Genomic DNA, 20,163 nt, shown 5'->3' with positions numbered 1-20,163 from the left:
ATAGGAATATTAAAAATCTAATTCATCAGGAATCAATTGAGAATCTGAATTTTCTTTGCCATACTCTCTACAATTAATTTCTATAGAAAGATTTTCTGGTCTTGGAAAAGCTCCCGAAGACACCTCCAGATTTTTATCTGCGTACACTTTTTTCATGTAAGACCCCCAAATTGGTAAAGCCATTACAGCTCCCTGACCGAAAGTAATTGATGGGAAATGGACAGATCTATCTTCTCCCCCAACCCAAACTCCAGATACGAGATTTGGCACTATCCCCATAAACCAACCATCACTACCATTTTGAGTAGTTCCTGTTTTACCAGCAATAGGGTTTTTAAAGTCGTAAGGATATCCGGTCATTGCTTTCTGGTAATAAGAATTATTTACTGCCCAGTTACCACGTAAACGAGTTCCGGTTCCAGATTGGGTAACCCCTTCCATAAGATTTATGGTTACATATGCAGTTTCTTTACTTAATACATCTCTAGTTTCAGGGACTTGTTGATAGAGTATGGTTCCGTTCTTGTCTTCAATTCTATTTACAATAACGGGTTTTACGTACACACCTTCATTTGCAAAGGTGCTATATGCCGAAACCATCTCAAAAACACTCATATCTGCTGTACCAAGCGCAATAGCAGGTACTGCTGGGATATTTCTGGTGTCTACTCCCAATTTATCTAACAAATTAATAACAGGTTTAGGACCAATTTTAGCAATTAATCTAGCAGTAACCGTGTTTACAGAATTTGCTAAAGCATCTTTAAGCGTCATCATTCCTGAATATTTACCATCACTATTTACAGGAGACCAATCGTTTTGATTGCCCATTCTCCCTGCTTCAATAGTAAATCTGTTTCTTGGCAAGGTATCACAAGGAGACATTTTTAACTGATCTATGGCAGTAGCATATACAAAAGGTTTGAAGGTAGAACCTACCTGCCTTCTGGCCTGTTTTACGTGCTCATATTTAAAATGTTTAAAGTTAATTCCTCCAACCCATGCTTTAACTTCTCCGGTTTGAGGCGTCATAGACATCATCCCCGCGTTTAAGAAAGATTTATAATAAATTATAGAGTCATGAGGTGTCATAACGGTGTCTTTAATACCGCTCCAACTAAAAACGCGCATCTCTGTTTTCTTGCTAAAAGAATTAATGATCTCATCCTCAGATTTTCCTTGAGCTTTCATCTTGCGCCATCTGTCTGAAACCTTCATAGCACTATTAACAATGCCATTTACCTCATCTGGAGTTACATCTCTAAAGGGTGCAGTTTTATTCTTTTGGTTCTGTATGTTAAATTCTTTTTGGAGTCTAGACATATGCTCTGTAACTGCCTCTTCAGCATATTTCTGCATTCTGGAATCTATACTTGTATAGATCTTTAATCCATCACGATATATATTATATTCACTTCCATCAGGTTTTGGATTGTTCTTGATCCAATCTTTCATAAAGCCTTGCAGATACACTCTAAAATAAGTGGCAATTCCCTCGTCATGACCTTGAGGAGAAAAATCTAGTTTCATAGGCAATTTCTGAAGTGAATCTTTTTCTTCTGGAGTTAAAAATCCGTTCTTCTGCATTTGCTTTAACACTTGATTACGTCGATTTTCCACCAATTCAGGTCTTCTTACAGGATTGTAATAAGCGGCATTTTTAAGCATTCCTACCAACACTGCACTTTCTTCAATTTTAAGATCTTTAGCTTCTTTCCCAAAATAGATCTTTGCTGCAGAACGTACTCCAACTGCCTGATACACAAAATCATATTTATTGAAGTACATGGTAATAATCTCTTCTTTGGTATACTGGCGTTCCAAACGAATAGCGATAATGTATTCTTTAAATTTTTGCATCACTCTTCCCACAAAATTCTGAGAGACATCTTGAGTGAATAACAATTTTGCCAATTGTTGCGTAATGGTACTGGCCCCACCTTTTTGACCCAAGTAGATCGCTGCTCTTAAAGTTCCTTGAGCATCTATTCCAGAATGCTGATAAAACCTTTCATCTTCTGTGGCTACCAAAGCCTCTATTAAATGATCTGGAAGATCTTCATACCTAATAGGAGTTCTATTTTCACTATAATATTTACCCAAAGTTTCTCCATCAGATGAATAGATCTCTGTAGCTAAATTGGTTTCCGGGTTTTCTAGTTCTTCAAATTTGGGCATTTTTCCAAACGCTCCCCATCCAGCCATTAAGAACAGGATAATAATTGCAAGCACTCCTATTCCAAAAAGAGTCCAGAAGCCAATAATATATTTTCTAAAACCAGTTTGCTTTGCTGGTTTTGATGTAGTTTTTTTAGATGGGTTTGCCATAAGTGCAATTACATTAATTTTGGATATCCTCTATGCGAAAACCCACCTCGGTAATACCTTCAAGGTTTTCAATTCCTTCTTCATTGCCATTTTTTCTCATGGCTTGCTGAAGGGAAAATTTATAATTACCAGTTTCTTCAAATATTACATTTTGCTTGTACCACAGCTTACTTTCTTTAACATCTCCAAAACCAGTACCAAGCCATTCCCCGTTGGGAGCGGCCATTTCATACTCTAGAGTATCTGTAATTACTTTACCCTGAGGAAATTTAATTTGAGCGATCAAGAACAGGTTGCTATAATCAAAATCACTGTTATTTCTGATATTGATGAATACATTATAAGGTTTTACAGAATCTATAGTTTTTAGATTAAACGTAACTATAGAGTCTTTATTCCATGTAGAAGGAATTGTTTGGTATTCGTCATAAACCCTGTTAGAGTCACAAGAGAGCACCAAACATCCTAGAATGACTAATAAAACCGGTAAAAACAATTTATGCATTGTTATTATTTGAAGGTTTACCTTTTTTACGTTTGGTACTCTTTCTACGTTTCTTAGTAGCTGTTTTAGGCTTATCAAAACGAGTTAAACTATCTTGCCCAACCACATTATTAAAATCTGGATTTGCATTAGCATCTGCAGTTACTACCACTTCGTACTCTTCTAAACTTGCAACTGGCTCCTTATCTTTATTGGCTTTAATAACGAGATTTGCTTTCTCTGGAGTAAGCTTATGCCAATTCATCCAATCTCCCTCATAAGCATACCATAAAAATCCCTGAAATATGTCTATTTTTTGACATACTGCAGTACCTTTCTTAGTATATAACTTTTCTTCGGTTCTTGGAAATGCTTTTAAAGCATCTAAATATGTATCTAATTCGTAATTTAAACAACATTTAAGTTTACCACATTGTCCTGCTAATTTTTGCGGATTAAGTGATAATTGCTGATATCTAGCTGCAGAGGTATTTACAGATCTAAAGTCTGTTAACCAAGTTGAACAACACAATTCTCTTCCACAAGAACCAATACCACCCAATCTAGCTGCTTCCTGACGGAAACCTATCTGGCGCATTTCAATTCTTGTATTGAATTCTCTTGCAAATTCTTTAATTAATTGTCTAAAATCTACGCGTTCTTCTGCTGTATAATAAAAGGTGGCTTTAGAAGCGTCTCCTTGAAATTCAATATCGCTAATCTTCATATGTAGATTTAAACGAATAGCGATCTCACGAGCACGAACTTTCATCTTATCCTCACGATCTCTAGCTTCTTGCCATACATCAATATCTCTTTGCGTAGCTTTTCTATATATTTTTAAAACTTCTTCACTGTCTTCTTTAACTTTCTTCTTCTTCATTTGCACTCTAACCAATTCTCCGGTTAGCGTTACAATTCCCACATCGTGTCCTGGTGAAGCTTCTGTAGCTACTACATCGCCGATGCTTAAGGTTAAATTTTCAGTATTTTTAAAAAAGTGCTTTCTTCCGTTCTTAAACCTAATCTCGACACAATTAAAAGGTTCTACTCCATTTGGTAAAGACATGTTAGAAAGCCAATCAAAAACTGTTAATTTATTGCATCCATCTGTTCCACACGTTCCATTATTCTTACAACCTTTAGGCGAACCATCTTTTCCGGTCGCACAAGTGCTACATCCCATATTATATATATATTGAAATTCTAACAGGAGAAATCCTGCTGAATTGGATTTATAATTTATTCTAAAAGGTAAATATACCAATATTTATCGGTCTGCGCAGAACTCAATAATATTAACTATTGCTTGAATTTTAAGACTTCAGACCTACCTTTTTTAAATATCTTATTGCTGTTAGGAATACCTTTTCTCAATGCTTTTTGCTCCTCAAAAGGCATCGCGTTTACCTCTTTGCATTCTGTAGAACAACACGTATCCATAGCTTTTGCACATTCTTCACACTGGATAAATAGCAAATGACAGGCTTCATTAGCACAATTTACATGAGTATCACATGCTTTACCGCATTGATGACAGTTAGAGATCACATCTTCTGTTATTCTCTCACTTCTACGGTGATCAAAAACGAAATTTTTCCCAATAAACTTATTGTCTAAGTTTTGATTATCAACTTGGCGAGCGTATTCTATAATTCCACCTTCTAGCTGAAAAACATTCTTAAAACCTTTATGCTTGTAGTAAGCACTGGCTTTTTCACATCGAATACCTCCGGTACAATACATAACAAGATTTTTATCTTCTTTATGCTCTTTCAGATCATTTTCAATGATATCTAGAGAGTCTCTAAAAGTATCTACATCTGGAGTAATAGCTCCTTTAAAATGCCCTATTTCACTTTCATAATGATTACGCATGTCTACCAAAATGGTATTTGGATCATCCAATAATTCATTAAATTTGTTGGCATCTACATGAATTCCTTTGTTTCTCACATCAAAAGAGGCATCATTAAGACCATCTGCCACGATCTTATCCCTCACCTTAACTTTTAATTTTAGGAAAGATTTAAGGTCATGCTCAATAGCGATGTTCAATCTTACATCCTTCAAAAAATAAACATCATCTATAAAAGCCTTGAACTCATCAAATCTTTTTGCAGGCACAGAAAGTTGGGCATTTATACCCTCATGCGCTACATAAATACGGCCAAGGACTTCCATTTTGTCCCAACCTATAAAAAGAAAATTTCTGAATACTTCTGGATTGCCAATTTTGGCGTATGCGTAAAAAGAAAGTGTAAGTCTATCTTGCCCAGCTTCTTCTATTAGGGCAGCTCTCTCTTTAGCGCTTAATTTATTGTACAGTTGCATGCTATACTAATTTTTAAGTTAAAAGATATTTTTTGCAAAGATATATCTTTAAATGAAAGCAAGAAAGAATGACATAGAATTACTTCCAAGGCGTTTTTTACTAAGTATAACTTAAGAAATGAACTTAGATAACCTAGCTCTCATAAGTACTACCGTTAAAATTACCTGTTCTACCATAATAGTTCTTAAAGGTAATTAATTAAAAACTTGAAACCTTATAATCTAGGTGATCATCATACGCATTATGGAGTGGTAAAAACCGGAATTAATTTTGAAAAGGTTACGGCCTAAATATTGTAGTGATAGAAAAGATATGTTATTTTAGCATCAAGGATAAAAAAAGTAAAAATGAGCAACGATAAAGAAAAAGAAGCTAAACTAAAAGCCCTGAAACTCACCCTAGATAAGATGGATAAAACCTACGGTAAGGGAACAGTTATGAAGATGAGCGATCAGGCAGTTTCTGATGTAGAAGCAATTTCTACCGGATCTTTAGGATTAGATTTAGCTATGGGCGTGGGAGGATATCCTCGTGGAAGAGTAATTGAAATTTATGGACCAGAATCTTCTGGTAAAACTACCTTAACCTTACATGCAATTGCAGAAGCTCAAAAAGCTGGAGGTATTGCTGCATTTATAGATGCAGAGCATGCATTTGATAGATTTTATGCAGAAGCATTGGGAGTAGATCTTGAAAACTTAATAATTTCTCAGCCAGATAATGGGGAACAAGCTTTGGAGATCACAGATAACTTAATAAGATCTGGAGCAATTGATATTATTGTAATTGACTCTGTAGCAGCCCTTACTCCTAAGAGTGAAATTGAAGGAGAAATGGGAGATTCTAAAATGGGATTACATGCCCGTCTAATGTCTCAAGCACTTAGAAAATTAACGGCTAGTATAAGTAAGACCAATTGTACAGTGATCTTCATTAACCAATTGCGTGAGAAGATTGGTGTTATGTTTGGAAATCCTGAAACTACTACCGGTGGGAATGCCTTAAAATTCTATGCTTCTGTGAGATTAGATATTAGAAGATCTACACAAATAAAAGATAGCAACAGTAACGTACTTGGAAATAAGACAAGAGTTAAAGTTGTAAAGAACAAAGTGGCTCCACCATTTAGAATGGCAGAATTTGATATTATGTACGGGGAAGGTGTTTCTAAAATTGGGGAAATCATCGATATTGGAGTAGATTACGAGATCATTAAAAAGAGTGGATCTTGGTTTAGCTATGAAGATACCAAGCTAGGACAAGGAAGAGACGCTGTAAAAGCGATCTTAAAAGACAATCCGGATCTTATGGATGAGCTTGAGACAAAAATTGTGAATGCAATAAAACTAGCAAAAGAATAGTTTTATTAAAGATATGAAAATTAAAATCCCGATTATTCGGGATTTTTCTATTTCCAAACGCAACCTTTTCTTTCTTCTTGCATCTGTTAAGTATAACCTACTTGAAAAAGTGCCACCTCTTTGAAGATGAAAAAAAGTATCATCATATTTAGCATTGTAATTTTACAAGGCTGCTCTGTTGATGATAACTCAAATGGAATCATACAAGATCTGGCACCCATTATTTCCGTAAATATTCCAACTTCCTTTATAGCTTCAAAATCTTATGAGATGGGTATTAATTATGAACGACCTTCCAGTTGTCATTATTTTGCCGGATTAGACATCACTCAAAAGAACAACGAAGTAACTATTGGAGTTGTAAATCATTCAAAAACAAGCAGCAGCAATTGTTCCAAGAGTGGAGACCTTTCAAAAACGACTTCATTAAAATTTGTTGTAGAACGTAATGATTTTTATATATTTAGATTCTGGAAGGGTGAGAATTCTTTAGGTGAAGATGAATTTATTATTAAACAAATCCCCGTAGCCCAGCCAGATGATGAATAATTAACGAAAAATCCCCGACTATTGAGTTTAAAACAGCTCATATCTCATTGTAAAAAAGAGGATATAAAAGCTCAGGAACAGCTTTATAGGCTATATGCCGATAAATTGTTTTCTGTTTGCTTAAAATATTCTAATAGCTATCAACAAGCAGAAGACAATCTGCAAGATGGTTTCATGACGATATTTGAAAAAATTGCTCAATATCAAGATAAGGGATCTTTTGAAGGTTGGATGAAAAGGATCATGATCAATACCACATTGCAGAAATATAGAAAGCAAGGTGTTTTTGAGATCATAAATGAAGAGAGTTTAAGTGAAGTAGCACTTGAGATTGATGAGGATGAATTTTCTGTTGATTTTCTATTGAAGATCATTCAGGAATTACCAGACAGGTATAGGCAGGTTTTTAACCTATACGCATTAGATGGATTTTCTCATAAAGAAATTTCAGAAATGCTACAAATAAGTACTGGAACTTCTAAATCCAATTTAGCGAGAGCACGGCAAATATTAAAAGAGAAAGTGGAGGCCTATCAAATTAAAACGGCAGCCCATTCATCATAAGTAATGGAAGAAAGAAAACATATAGACAGATTGTATCAGGAGAAATTTAAAGATTTCGAGGCTAGTCCACGCGATGCGGTATGGAAGAATATTTCTTCAAAATTACAAGAAAAGCAGTTCAAAAAAAGAAGCATGCCTATTTGGTACAGAATGGCAGGTATTGCTGCTCTATTTGCATTATTCTTTAGTTATACCACCGGATTTTTTAAATCTAATTCAAACGCTACATCTCAGGTTTTCTCTAAAGTAGATGATAATAATTCTATCAATGTCTCCCTAGCATCAGAAGAATATACTCAGAAAATGATTAGTTCTACTTCTACCTTGCAGGCTTTGATCATGCAAACCAAACTAAGGGACCTTCAGCAAGCAGCACTAGAGAATGAAATAGTAGTAAATAAGGGAGCGAAGAATAAGGCAAATTTTACGCATATTATTAAAGACGATGAAATTAAAGATATAAGCACAGGAAAGAGCTACACATTTAATGATTTTGAGGAGAATCCATCCAAGATCACTTTATATAATGTTAGCCCAAAGTCTTCTAATAAAATATCCTCTTCAGAATTAAAGAAATTATCTAAAATAGCATCAGATAAAGATCTAGATCTAATTTCGGAAGAAGATGAGAATAGCAATGATCTTGGCACTATGAAGAGGTTGAGCGTATCTACGGTTGCTGCCCCAATATATTATGACAATTTTGGTAGTGCTAATACTATAGACGAGCAATTTGCCAGCAATAGTGGTAGTGGGGAAATAACAATGTCTTACGGAATAAATTTCGCTTATAATATTTCTGAAAAAATTAAGCTTAGATCTGGTATTAGTAAGGTTGGAATGAGCTACAATATTAAAGATATAGCATTTACAGCCGCTGTGAATCCTTTAGCTCTTAGTGGAATAAATTATAAAGGAGATATTCCAAATTATAAAATTGAAAATAGAAGTGTTAGACCTTTTAGTAATATAAGCGCCTCTACAAATTTTGAAAAAGCAAGTCTTGCAGCTCCATCTTCAGGATATATCAATCAAAAAATAGGGTTTATAGAAGTTCCTTTAGAAGTTGAATATGTAATTATTGATAAGAAAATAGGGTTTAATATTATAGGTGGAGCAAGTACTTTGTTCTTAGATGAAAATTCTATTTCCTTAAAAACTACAGATTTCTCTACTCCCCTTGGAGAATCAAATCAGCTTAATAATATAAGTTTTAGTACCAACATTGGACTGGGTGTAGATTATGAGATCTCTAATCAATTTCAGCTTAGTGTAGAACCTATGTTTAAATATCAAATTAATACCTACAACACCAGTAATGTGAACCCTTACTACTTTGGGGTTTATTCCGGATTTAGCTTTAAATTCTAATTACACTTATAACGAAGGATTTTCGAGTTCATTCAAAATTGTTTGAAAAGCCTGATCTTTTAATTCTCTTTTATCAGATTGAGATTTTCCAGCAACAGAGATCACAGGATCTATCTTAACTCTCATTTTTCCAGGACTTCCAGATAAGAACGTATACGAGAACCTCTTTTTGTTATCATGAAAAGTGATGGGAACTAAAGCCAATTGATGATCTATTGCCAATCTAAAGGCCCCATCTTTAAAAGGTGTAAGTACCTTAGATTTATCATTAGGCACTCCCCCTTCAGGAAAAATGCAGATTGAATTTCCTTGATTAATCCTTCTTTGCGCAGATTCAAAAACTTGCATTCTACTTTTTTGACTATTTCTATCTACCAAAATACAAGTTCTTTTATAAAAATATCCAAATAACGGGATCTTTGCTAATTCCACTTTTCCTACAAATACAAATGGATGATCTATAACTGCAAGCATCAACATAATATCTATAATAGAAGTATGATTCGCAATGAACATATAACTTTTATCATCTTTAAGACTAGAAATATCTTTTACTTTGGGATAAAAGCCCATACCATATAGTATAGCTTTAGCCCATATTCTGGCGCATACAAAGAACTGTGGGTAAAATTTTTCTGAGGAAGTAAAGACAATAAGAAAAGGCAACATTATTATTATTGGCAGCGCCATTAATATATAAAACCAAATTCGCCAGATAGCGGTAACTACAGTTCTTAGTGGGTTCATAGATATCAAAAATAATAAAATGAATTAAGGGTATTCAACAAAAGAATTACCTTTGTAAAAAATTAAAATAACGCATGTCTAGAATACTTACCGGAGTTCAAAGTACAGGTACTCCACACTTAGGAAATTTACTTGGAGCCATTATTCCAGCAATAGAAATGGCAAACCGTCCAGATAATGATTCATTTTTATTTATAGCAAATCTACATTCTTTAACTCAGATAAAGGATGCAGAAGTATTAAAAGAAAATACGTATTCTACAGCGGCTACTTGGCTGGCTTTTGGGCTAGATATAGAAAAGACCGTTTTTTATAGACAAAGCGATATACCTCAGGTAACCGAGCTTTCTTGGTATTTAAGCTGCTTCTTTCCTTACCAACGCTTAACCTTAGCACATTCATTTAAGGATAAAGCAGATAGACTGGAAGATGTAAATTCTGGTTTATTTACCTATCCAATGCTAATGGCTGCAGATATTTTAATCTATGATGCTGAGATAGTACCTGTAGGAAAAGATCAATTACAACATATAGAGATGACGCGTGATGTGGCTTCTCGCTTTCATGCTCAAATGGGGGAAACTTTCGTAATTCCCGAAGGAAAAGTGGAAGAAGAAACCAAATATATTCCGGGAACCGATGGGCAAAAGATGAGCAAATCTAAAGGGAACCTTATTAATCTATTCTTAACAGACAAGCAATTGCGCAAGCAAGTAATGTCTATAGAAACAGATAGTACGCCTTTAGAGGAACCTAAAGATCCAAACACATGTAACGTCTTTGCTATTTATAAGTTATTAGGTTCTCCAGAAGAAGTTGCAACCATGAAAGATCATTATACTAATGGTGGTTTTGGTTACGGGCATGCAAAACAAGCGCTATTTGAACTAATTGTAAAGAAGTATGCAAAACAGAGAGAGCTTTACAATTACTATATGAGTCATCCTGAAGAGATAGATGCCGCGTTAGAAAAAGGAGCAGAAAAGGCAACTAAAATAGCAAATGAAGTACTATCTAGAGTTAGAACCAAACTAGGCTATTAGATTGCTTCGAATAATTTTCCCGGGAGTGGTCTAACCACTCCTTTTAATTCCATATCTAATAAGATCCCGGCTGCTTTATAGGTCGGGATTTTGCATTCTAAGGCAATAACATCTAGTTGTTGCTTTCCCTTATTTAGATATTCATAAATGAGTTGTTCATCAAGCTCTAACTCCACAAATAATTGCTTTTGAACAGATTTTTTATCATCATTTAATTTCCAGTTCAACATATAGATAAGATCTGCGGCTGAAGTTAAGAGGTGTGCATTTTGAGATTTTATAAGATTATTACATCCCCTACTCTGGGTATCTGTTGCTCTTCCCGGTACCGCAAAAACTTCCCTATTGTAAGAATTGGCTATATCTGCAGTAACCAAAGACCCTCCTTTTTCTGCACTTTCAATTACAATTGTAGCTTCACTTAATCCTGCAATGATCCTGTTTCGCTTTAAAAAATTATTCCTATCAACTCTCTGGGAGCTCCAAAAATCTGTAAAAAATCCTCCATTCTCTTCCATTGGAGCCATATATCTGCCATGCACCTTTGGATAGATCTGGTTGAGCCCATGAGCTAAACAACCAACAGTTTGCAAATTATGCTTTAAAGCAGTTTTATGTGCAACTATATCTACCCCATAAGCAAATCCGGATATAATAACGGGATCTAAAGGTGCCAATTCTGCAACCAACTCTTCACAAAAAGATTGTCCGTGTGCTGTGATCATTCTGGCTCCAACTATGCTGATAATACGTTTAGCTCTAAGATCTATTTTACCTCGAGAAAAAAGCAGAATTGGACCATCAACACAATGTTTCAATTTTTCCGGATATGCAGGTTCCTTATAATGATACACCTTAACATTGTTTTTCTCAATAAACCTTAACTCTTCTTCAGCTAACTTTAAATAATTAGAATTATGCAATTCTTTAATTCTAATAGCACCAATCCCTTCTATCTTCATCAAAGAATCCTTTTTAGAGGCTAGAACAGCTTCTGCGGACCCTAAGTGTCTAATAAGTTTTTTAGCGGTACTATCTCCTAAATTCGGAATACTTTGTAGAGCAAGTGTGGCTAAGAGTTCATTTTGATTAAGAGACATAAAAGAATTGGCTTCGTGATAATTAGTATTAAAATTGATTCTTACGCATTACAATCGGTAGTAGAGAAGGTGTGTAGAAATTCCATTCATTAAAGATTTATAGCAAGGTATCAGCAATTGATTTCCAGAAACTTAAACCTATTATTTCAATTAAAAATACTGAAAAAAACATTTGTTAATAAGATATCTTTGGCTAATTTTATCATAACGCTTAAAATTATACTTTTGTAGAGATGAATATAGCTACCTACATTTCCGACCTTTTATACCGATATGAATGTGTTATACTTCCAGGTTTTGGAGCGTTTTTAACTCAAAAGAAATCGGCACACTTTAATGAAGATGCTCAAGCATTTTTTCCTCCTAAAAAGCTGATCTCTTTTAATGCACAGTTAAAAAAGAATGATGGCCTATTAGCAAACTATCTTGCGGAAACCAAAGATATTAGCTATCCGGCTGCAGTATATAAGTTAGAAGAATTTGTTCTTCAATTAAATCATGATCTAGAAAAGAAAAGAAAGATATCATTAGATAATCTAGGCGGCTTCACACTTTCTCAAGATGATATTCTTCAGTTCGAACCATTAAAAGAAACAAACTATTTAACCGAAGCTTTTGGTTTAAGTGATGTTTCTGCAAGATCTGTACAAAGAGAGGTTTACAAAAAACAGGTGCAGGAATTAGAAGAAAAAGCTCCTATCTTATTTACGCCAGAGAGAAGATCCAACAGATCTTATTTAAAATATGCAGCTATTGCAGTTTTTGCGCTAGGCCTAAGTGGGTTTGCAGGATTGAACTATTACAGCAATCAGGTAACAGAACATAATGTTGCAGAGCAACAAGTAGCAGAATCTCAACTGCAACATCAAATACAAGAAGCAACGTTCATAATAGACAATCCTCTTCCGGAGATCACCTTTAAAGTTACCAAACAAAGTGGAAATTATCACATTGTTGCTGGGGCTTATCGAGTTGAAGAAAATGCACTTCAAAAAGTTGAAGAACTTAAAAAGGATGGGTTTACTGCCAGATATATTGGGGAGAACAGATATGGTCTTCACCAAGTAGTCTATGGCAGTTACCAGACCAGAGGTGAGGCTATGCAAATGTTAAGACAGGCAAAAAGCAGTAATGATGGTGCTTGGATGCTTATTCAAGAACTTTAATACTCTGTTAACTTGTAATCAGGCATAATGACTTGTACCTTTGCCAAAAATTGGCGAAATGCAAGCAAAATTTCCTAAAGACTCAAGAACCATTCTTACAGACTTGGTATTACCAAGCGAAACCAATCCATTAAACAATCTTTTTGGAGGCGAGTTACTTGCCCGAATGGATAGAGCTGCAAGTATAGCTGCTAGAAGACATAGCCGCCGTATAGTGGTAACCGCATCTGTTAATCATGTTGCATTTAATAAAGCTATTCCTTTAGGTAGTGTTGTTACTGTAGAGGCCGCAGTATCTAGAGCCTTTAAAAGCTCTATGGAGATCTTTATAGATGTGTGGGTAGAAGATAGAGAAAGTGGAAGAAAAACTATTGCAAACGAAGCTATATACACTTTTGTAGCGGTAGATGAAACGGGAGCGCCTGTGCATGTTCCTCCACTAGAGCCAGAAACTGAAATTGAAAAACAACGTTTTGACGCTGCGCTAAGAAGAAAACAATTGAGTTTAGTTTTAGCCGGAAAAATGAAACCCGCAGATGCTACAGAATTAAAAGCACTCTTTTTAGAGGAGAAATAATTTCTTATTCTTTAAAAATCTCTAAGCTTGAACGTGTAAAGTGGCACTAAGCACAATTGATAAAATATTCAATAAAGAAAAGCCTCTCACGAGGCTTTTCTTTATTACTTACATTCTTAAGATCCAATCTGAGGGATCTAATTTTTCCATGTTCTTATACAATAGAAAGTATAATGTAGTTTTTCCCGTACTGCTATTAGTTGCTATCTCACCAATATCCTGTCCTAAACTAATAACATCTCCACGTTTTACGTAAATATTAGAAAGATTATTATAAATGGTTAGGTAATCTCCGTGTCTCACCATAACTGCTTTATTAGCACCTTTAACCACTTGTACTTCACTTACAGTTCCTCCAAATACAGCTTTTGCATTGCTACCCTTACCTGTTTCAATATGAACTCCATTACTGTTTATTGTAACACTTTTTACAATAGGGTGAGGCTGAGTTCCAAATCTGGTTGTAACTACGCCAGATTTAACTGGCCATGGCAATCTTCCTTTATTACTAGCAAAATTGGCAGCCAGCGCTTTAGCTTCTGGCGTTAATTTATAGGTATCTCTTTCTGTAGAACCGCTTTCTTTATTGCTTTTTGCAATAGAGGCACGAATTATATCATCTATTTGTTTATCTATAGCATTAATCTCCTGTTGCTTCTTTTTGATCTGAGAGGCGAACTGTCCTTCTTTCTGGCGAATGCTTTTAATTAGCACTTGTTGAGATTGCCTATTCTTCTCTAACTGCGCTTTGGTTTGCCTATTTTCTACAATCAACTTATCCTTATTCTTTTTTTGTGCGATAAGATTGGTATTTAAACCTTGTAACTCTTCTGTTTTACTCTTTATCTCGTCTCCCTGCTTCTTTCTATAGTTTGCATATTGCTTCATATACTGAAGACGTTTATATGCCTGTAAGAAGCTCTGAGAAGATAATAAGAACATGATCCTGCTTTGCTGCGACTTACTTTTATAAGATTTAGCGATCATATTGCCGTAATCTTCTTTTAAGCTCTCTAATTCTTTTCTTAACTGCTGAATTCTATTGGTATTGGTATTGATATCTCGCGTTAACAAATTCGCTTGCTGGTTGGTAACTTTGATCAAATTTTCTGTAGTTCTAATTTGACGCACCAAATCTTCTACCTCTGTAAGTACAGATTTTTCTTTTTTCTTATTGGAATTTCTAAGATCACTAATACGCTGAATTTCCTGTCTTAGTTCAATTCTTCGCTGCTCCAGACTTTCTTTTGTCTGTGCCTCTGCAGATAGACTTGCTATAAATAAAAGAAGTACTATTGCTATTTTATGTAGTTTCGAGAACTTCATTATTCTATCTCAATTTCATCATATCCGGATGGAATGTCAAACGGAAAACTTAGATCTTCATTCAGGGTAACACTTTTTAAAGAAATTTCTATCTGTGTTCCCTTACCAGAATCATTAGCTATGATTTTTATCTCTTCCGGAAAATATTGATTGTTCACCTTTTGGTATGCAGGATAAGTTACGGTTACATTTCTATTCTCCCTTTCCTGTGCTAATTGTTGTGCAATGGCTTTAAATGTTTTAGCATCTAGCAAGAACATCTTTTTAACAGCTTCAAGTTCATTTGCAGGCACCAATTCATAACCACGAGTAGACTCTGTTAATTTATACTTATCTTCTCTCAGGTCATAAATAGTTTGTCCCAATAATAAATTCTGAAGCTTTTCAAAATCTAATGGCGTTCCTAACCATTTGCTTACAAGCGTATAATCGCCATCAAAATAAGTTCTGCTGATCTTTTCGTAGTAACTAACTCTGTCTTTAGTAATAAGGGCTTTTGCTAAAGGAATTCCCAAAATTTGAGCACTAATCCAAATAGCACTGTCCTTCTGCATTCTAAAACTTACACCCACAGATTGAGACTTATCCTCATCTGTATACCTCAATTTTAACCTACTGCTCATAGTCTTAAACTCGGGTGCAATATTATAATGAGCGGCAATAACTTTGGATGCAGCTTTATCTTCAATTTTAGAAACTTTATTCTTGGTACCACAAGAAATAAGTATCAAACAAATACTAAGTAGGGTAAATGCTTTCTTATACATTTAATTAATCGTTTTTTTAAATTTCAAGGCTTGTTGGTGATATTCATTAGCTTTAACTTCATCTCCTAATCCTTTATGAGCAATAGCAAGTTGTTCATAAAAATCACTACTCATTATTTGATCTTCTAATAAATAATCTAGACCAAATGTAAGTATTTCTTTGGCTTGCTTATAAGCTTGTAGCTTATTTAAGCTAGTGCCATTTATTAAATATAAAAAAGGCTGCGCAGGAAATATTTCTAATCCATTAGTGCTTAATGCAGCTGCTTCTTTAAAGTTATTTAGATCTAATTGAAGCAGCAAGGTATTTTTCAATAAATCAAAATTATCTATACCACTAGCCAATCCCCTTTCATAGAAGCTCAGTGCGAGTTCCTTTTCATTTTTCATTAGATAATATGCTCCCAGTTTTTGATAAATAAGTGGATCTCCCTCGGTTTCAGCAAATAGATCTGCTACTTCTTTTACTTTATTTTCATATTGAGGATTATCTTTAACGAACAACACAAAATCATTAAGCACTCTAAATTTAGCATCAGCAGCAATTTCTTCAGAACCTAAAACGATCTTCATAGAGTTAAAGGCTGCACCAAAATCTTGAGATTCTAAGTAAAATTTATAAAGCGCAAGATGTACCACTTTAGAATTTGGGAATATTTGTTGCATTTGCGCTGCGGTTTCAAAAGCCTCCTTCGTCATTCCCTGAGTACTATAAACAAAAATAAGGTTCAAATAACTGGTCTCATTTTCAGGATTTAGCTCAATAGATTCTTTAAGCGTCTGGATCTCTCCAGAGGTATTTTTAGTGGCCTTATAGATCTCTTGCCTCATGGCATATCTAAATTCGCTTACCCCTAACTCTGCATCTAGTTTATCCAATAAGCTCAATAATTTATCATATTGCTCACTTTCAAAATACAATGAAGATAGATCCTGATAATATTTATCATCAAAAGCTATTAAACTTTTAGCAATTAGAATGGCCGGCTTAAAGTCTTTGTGAAGCCTATAGCTATCTAATAATTCTACAAGAATGTCTTGTTTATTCGGTTTTAATCTGTTTGCTTGCTGCAGACTAGCTATAGCATTTTCATATTTCTTTTGAAATTTATAATTCTTACCCATTTCAAAAAAAACAACAGCATTATCTGGTTGTAATTTTCTACAAATTTCGAGCTCTAAAAGCGCTTTATCATAATTCTCAATAGCTTTTTGTTTTAAGGCCTCAAAGAAATGTTCCTGAAATTCATCAGAAACATTTCCCAGATCATCTTGCAAAACTTCCTGCTGAGATTGGTTCTTTTCCTGAGCAATTATTACAGGAGAAAAAAAACCAATGCTAAGCAGCGATATGTATATGTAAGATTTAATGATCATTAAAAGCACTTAGATTAAAAACTTCGGTAATCATTTAATATGAAACTTATTCTAATACTGAATAATCTCCAATGCTAATTTGAGTAAAATTACCATCAAACTTGGCAAAGCTACCTATCATAGCATTGTCTAGCTTGGCATTTTTAACTTCAGAAAAATTCTGGATCAAACTATTTTTTATAGTAGCATCGGTAATTTTACAACCGTCACCAATGGATACATTTGGTCCAATTTTGGCGTTTATCAATTCTACATTTTCACCAATAAAACAAGGTTCTGTAATTTCAGAATTAGTGATCTTTACAGAATCTGAGATCAATTTCTCACCATCTTGATGAAGAAAATTTAGCATTCTACCATTAGTTTCTACGGTTACATTCTTATTTCCGCAGTCCATCCATTCATCAACTTTCCCGGGAACAAAGATGTTTCCTTTTTGTTTCATAGCTTCAATACCATCATTGATCTGATATTCTCCACCACGAATTATGTTCTGATCTAAAACATTTTGCAACTCGCCTTTTAGCACCGCTACATCTTTAAAATAGTATATCCCGATAACTGCAAGATCTGAAACAAAATCTGAAGGTTTTTCTACAAGATCTGTGATATGGTTCTTATCATTCAATTTCACCACTCCATATGCACTTGGATTCTCCACTTGTTTCACCCAAATAACGCTATCTGCGTCTTTATCTAAAGTGAAATCGGCTTTAAAAAGCGTATCGGCATAAGCAATAACAGCAGGTCCTTCTAAAGATTCTTTAGCACACATAATAGCATGGCCGGTTCCAAGAGGTTTATCCTGATAATAGATGCTAACCTTAGCACCTAAGGACTCTCCTATTTTCTTAAGATCTGTTTCTACCTGTTCTCCAAAATCTTTTCCAATAATAAAAGCCACTTCATCTATCTTTTCATCTAGAACCTTTGCAATATCTTCTACCAATCTATGTACAATTGGTTTTCCTGCTATAGGAATTAAAGGTTTTGGTACAGTTAACGTATGTGGTCTAAGTCGTGATCCACGACCTGCCATAGGTACAATTATTTTCATATCGATATTTTAATTTTTCCCGATTAGCCGGGCACTTTTATTTATATTATTTTCTTCCAGTACTTCCAAATCCGTCGGTACCACGTTTTGTTTCATCTAAAGAGTCCACCTTTTCCCAGGTAATACGCTCATGTTTTGCAATTACAAATTGCGCTACTCGTTCTCCATCTTCAATTATAAAGTCTTCGTTAGAAAGATTGACTAGAATTACGCCAATTTCTCCTCTATAGTCTGCATCAATCGTACCAGGAGAGTTTAAAACTGTGATTCCGTGTTTAGCAGCAAGACCGCTACGAGGTCTTACTTGCGCTTCACATCCATGGGGTAATTCCATATACAATCCCGTTTTTACGATAACACGTTCTAAAGGTTTTAACGTAATAGCTTCAGAAATATTGGCTCTTATATCCATACCAGCCGAAGCTTCCGTTTCATAATTAGGAAGTTTGTGCTTAGATTTATTTATGATCTTTACCTTCATCTTTTTAAAATTTGTTTTAAATCTTTTCTTTCTACAGCTACTATAATTAGCAGGAACAAAGTTACAAAAGCTGTGCCTGCCAGATAGTTTTCTCTAAAATATAAAAATGATATTGCTGAAATTCCTATAGATATTAATAAATAGAATCCTATTTTCTTAAGATCGTATGGTACTGGGTAAAATCTTCTCCCCAAGAAATACGATATAAGCATCATAGATCCATAAGCAGCCAATGTTGCCCAGGCAGCTGCAATAAAACCAATTACTGGAATTAATACGAAGTTGAGAACTATAGTGATAATGGCTCCAAAAATGGAAATATACATTCCCATTCGTGTTTTATCTGTAAGTTTATACCACACCGAAAGATTATGATAAATTCCTAAGAATAGGTTCGCTAACAAAATAATAGGTACAATAGAAATGGTGATCCAGTAATCTTCATTTCTAATAAGAAGTTCTTTAAAAATATCTATAAATGAAATAAGGGATACCATAATTAGACACCCAAAGATCACGAAATAAGTTAATATCTGTGCGTAAGTTTTTTTGGCATTAGCTTGTTGTGCATGATTGAAAAAGAAGGGTTCTGCTCCCATTTTAAAGGCCTGAACAAAAATGGTCATGAAAACTGCCAGTTTATAACAACCTGCATAAGCACCCATTACAGATTCCGACAACATATCTTTTAATAACAACTTATCTAGATTCTCATTAATTACAAATGCGATACCAGCTACCATAACAGGCCAACCGTATCTCCACATTTGTTTGAAAAGCAGTACGCTAAAATCTATTTTAGACCTAAAGAAATTAGGTAACAATATTAAAAATGTAACTGCACTGGCGGCAAGATTCGCAATGAAGATATATTTTACCTTGTCTGCATTTGTATAATTATCTAAAATTATCTGAGGGGTGAGCGAGGGAAATTCTTTTACGAACCAAAGAAAATAGAAGTTCAGTAAGACCACAATAACAATATTTATGATCTTGATAGCTGCAAACTTAATAGGTCTATTAGAAGCTCTTAAATAGGCAAATGGAACTACCACAAGCGTATCCATTACGAGTATTCCAAAAAGTATATAAAAATAATCTACCGGCAGATCTACAAGAGCAATAAAGAAATCCTGAAAGATCAAAACACCTATCAGAAATAATACGGTAGAACCTGTTAAGGCAATAAATGCCGTAGAAAATACCGTATCCTTCTCTTTACTGTTACTAAAGAACCTAAAAAAAGAAGTTTCCATACCGTACGTAAGCAGCACATTAAAAAAAGCTGCCCATACATAGAAGGTAGTATTATCTGAATAGCTACTGGTGGAAAGTGTTGCAGTGTGAAGACCAACAAGAATAAAGTTCATTAATCTAGGTAGCACCGTGGCAAAGCCATAAATAATAGTATCCTGAAAGAATCGCTTTAAAGTACCCAAGATTGGTTTTGTTAGAAGGTCTAAATTTATTCAAATAAGGCAAGATTACAAACACAATACTTTCTAAGGTTTGTAATCTTGCCTTTAAAAA

The 20,163-nt window shown here is 34.6% G+C and carries 19 protein-coding genes; 7 read left to right on the top strand and 12 right to left on the bottom strand.

Annotated elements, in window-relative coordinates; genetic code table 11:
• Positions 1 to 9 precede the first annotated feature (9 nt).
• From P163_RS02525 to P163_RS02510, 4 genes are all read right to left on the bottom strand, one after another.
• Positions 10 to 2,328: a penicillin-binding protein 1A gene (locus P163_RS02525; protein ID WP_034887281.1), complete on the bottom strand. Its 2,319-nt coding sequence runs from the start codon at positions 2,326 to 2,328 to the stop codon at positions 10 to 12.
• 13 nt (positions 2,329 to 2,341) lie between these two features.
• Positions 2,342 to 2,833, bottom strand: coding sequence for a gliding motility lipoprotein GldH (locus tag P163_RS02520; protein WP_034887279.1), 492 nt, complete (start codon positions 2,831 to 2,833; stop codon positions 2,342 to 2,344).
• The gene (locus tag P163_RS02515) at positions 2,826 to 3,998 is read right to left on the bottom strand and encodes a stage 0 sporulation family protein (protein WP_034887277.1); all 1,173 of its coding nucleotides are present in this window, start codon (positions 3,996 to 3,998) and stop codon (positions 2,826 to 2,828) included. The genes P163_RS02520 and P163_RS02515 overlap by 8 nt, the downstream gene beginning before the upstream one ends.
• 116 nt (positions 3,999 to 4,114) lie before the next feature.
• On the bottom strand, positions 4,115 to 5,146 hold the full coding sequence (locus P163_RS02510) for a rhodanese-related sulfurtransferase (protein ID WP_034887275.1): 1,032 nt from the start codon (positions 5,144 to 5,146) through the stop codon (positions 4,115 to 4,117).
• A gap of 348 nt (positions 5,147 to 5,494) precedes the next feature.
• Here P163_RS02510 and recA point away from each other — a divergent pair, with 348 nt between their 5' ends.
• The 4 genes from recA (at position 5,495) to P163_RS02490 (ending at position 8,992) form a co-directional block, all read left to right on the top strand.
• A complete protein-coding gene (gene recA, locus P163_RS02505; protein ID WP_034887273.1) occupies positions 5,495 to 6,508 on the top strand; it encodes a recombinase RecA in 1,014 nt (337 codons plus the stop codon).
• A 126-nt stretch (positions 6,509 to 6,634) separates the two neighbouring features.
• On the top strand, positions 6,635 to 7,057 hold the full coding sequence (locus P163_RS02500) for a hypothetical protein (protein ID WP_034887271.1): 423 nt from the start codon (positions 6,635 to 6,637) through the stop codon (positions 7,055 to 7,057).
• 21 nt (positions 7,058 to 7,078) lie between these two features.
• Positions 7,079 to 7,621: an RNA polymerase sigma factor gene (locus tag P163_RS02495; RefSeq protein ID WP_034887269.1), complete on the top strand. Its 543-nt coding sequence runs from the start codon at positions 7,079 to 7,081 to the stop codon at positions 7,619 to 7,621.
• 3 nt (positions 7,622 to 7,624) lie between these two features.
• A complete protein-coding gene (locus P163_RS02490) occupies positions 7,625 to 8,992 on the top strand; it encodes a hypothetical protein (RefSeq protein WP_034887267.1) in 1,368 nt (455 codons plus the stop codon).
• Positions 8,993 to 8,998: 6 nt separating this feature from the next.
• On the opposite strand, the gene P163_RS02485 is transcribed toward P163_RS02490, so the two are convergent.
• Positions 8,999 to 9,739: a lysophospholipid acyltransferase family protein gene (locus tag P163_RS02485; RefSeq protein ID WP_034887265.1), complete on the bottom strand. Its 741-nt coding sequence runs from the start codon at positions 9,737 to 9,739 to the stop codon at positions 8,999 to 9,001.
• Positions 9,740 to 9,813: 74 nt separating this feature from the next.
• On the opposite strand from P163_RS02485, the gene trpS reads away from it, so the two are divergent.
• Positions 9,814 to 10,782, top strand: a complete 969-nt coding sequence (trpS, locus tag P163_RS02480) for a tryptophan--tRNA ligase (RefSeq protein ID WP_034887263.1) — start codon at positions 9,814 to 9,816, stop codon at positions 10,780 to 10,782.
• Here trpS and dprA read toward each other — a convergent pair.
• A complete protein-coding gene (gene dprA, locus P163_RS02475; protein ID WP_034887261.1) occupies positions 10,779 to 11,882 on the bottom strand; it encodes a DNA-processing protein DprA in 1,104 nt (367 codons plus the stop codon). The two genes, trpS and dprA, sit on opposite strands and share 4 nt — an antisense overlap.
• 233 nt (positions 11,883 to 12,115) lie before the next feature.
• Between dprA and P163_RS02470 the strand changes: the two genes are divergently transcribed.
• A complete protein-coding gene (locus P163_RS02470) occupies positions 12,116 to 13,048 on the top strand; it encodes an SPOR domain-containing protein (RefSeq protein ID WP_034887259.1) in 933 nt (310 codons plus the stop codon).
• A 58-nt stretch (positions 13,049 to 13,106) separates the two neighbouring features.
• Positions 13,107 to 13,625 carry an acyl-CoA thioesterase gene (locus P163_RS02465; protein ID WP_034887257.1) on the top strand — a complete coding sequence of 173 codons (519 nt, stop codon included), beginning with the start codon at positions 13,107 to 13,109 and terminating at the stop codon, positions 13,623 to 13,625.
• A gap of 108 nt (positions 13,626 to 13,733) precedes the next feature.
• Here the strand turns inward: P163_RS02465 and P163_RS02460 are convergent, their stop codons facing one another.
• The 6 genes from P163_RS02460 to P163_RS02435 are packed head-to-tail and all read right to left on the bottom strand — an operon-like array spanning position 13,734 to position 20,072.
• On the bottom strand, positions 13,734 to 14,951 hold the full coding sequence (locus P163_RS02460; RefSeq protein WP_034887254.1) for a murein hydrolase activator EnvC family protein: 1,218 nt from the start codon (positions 14,949 to 14,951) through the stop codon (positions 13,734 to 13,736).
• Positions 14,951 to 15,718, bottom strand: a complete 768-nt coding sequence (locus P163_RS02455; RefSeq protein ID WP_034887252.1) for a DUF4292 domain-containing protein — start codon at positions 15,716 to 15,718, stop codon at positions 14,951 to 14,953. Before P163_RS02455 ends, P163_RS02460 begins: the two co-directional genes overlap by 1 nt.
• On the bottom strand, positions 15,719 to 17,095 hold the full coding sequence (locus tag P163_RS02450; protein WP_051931042.1) for a tetratricopeptide repeat protein: 1,377 nt from the start codon (positions 17,093 to 17,095) through the stop codon (positions 15,719 to 15,721).
• A 46-nt stretch (positions 17,096 to 17,141) separates the two neighbouring features.
• On the bottom strand, positions 17,142 to 18,152 hold the full coding sequence (locus P163_RS02445; protein ID WP_034887250.1) for a sugar phosphate nucleotidyltransferase: 1,011 nt from the start codon (positions 18,150 to 18,152) through the stop codon (positions 17,142 to 17,144).
• A 46-nt stretch (positions 18,153 to 18,198) separates the two neighbouring features.
• A complete protein-coding gene (gene dut, locus P163_RS02440; protein WP_034887248.1) occupies positions 18,199 to 18,633 on the bottom strand; it encodes a dUTP diphosphatase in 435 nt (144 codons plus the stop codon).
• Positions 18,630 to 20,072 (bottom strand): polysaccharide biosynthesis C-terminal domain-containing protein, encoded by a 1,443-nt coding sequence (locus tag P163_RS02435; RefSeq protein WP_034887246.1) that lies wholly within the window; start codon positions 20,070 to 20,072, stop codon positions 18,630 to 18,632. The genes dut and P163_RS02435 overlap by 4 nt, the downstream gene beginning before the upstream one ends.
• Between the last annotated feature and the right edge of the window lie 91 nt (positions 20,073 to 20,163).

The organism is Gillisia sp. Hel_I_29 (assembly GCF_000744275.1).
Lineage (GTDB): Bacteria > Bacteroidota > Bacteroidia > Flavobacteriales > Flavobacteriaceae > Gillisia.
The sequence above is the reverse complement of the archived record's forward strand: the minus strand, read 5'-3'. Positions and strand labels throughout refer to the sequence as shown.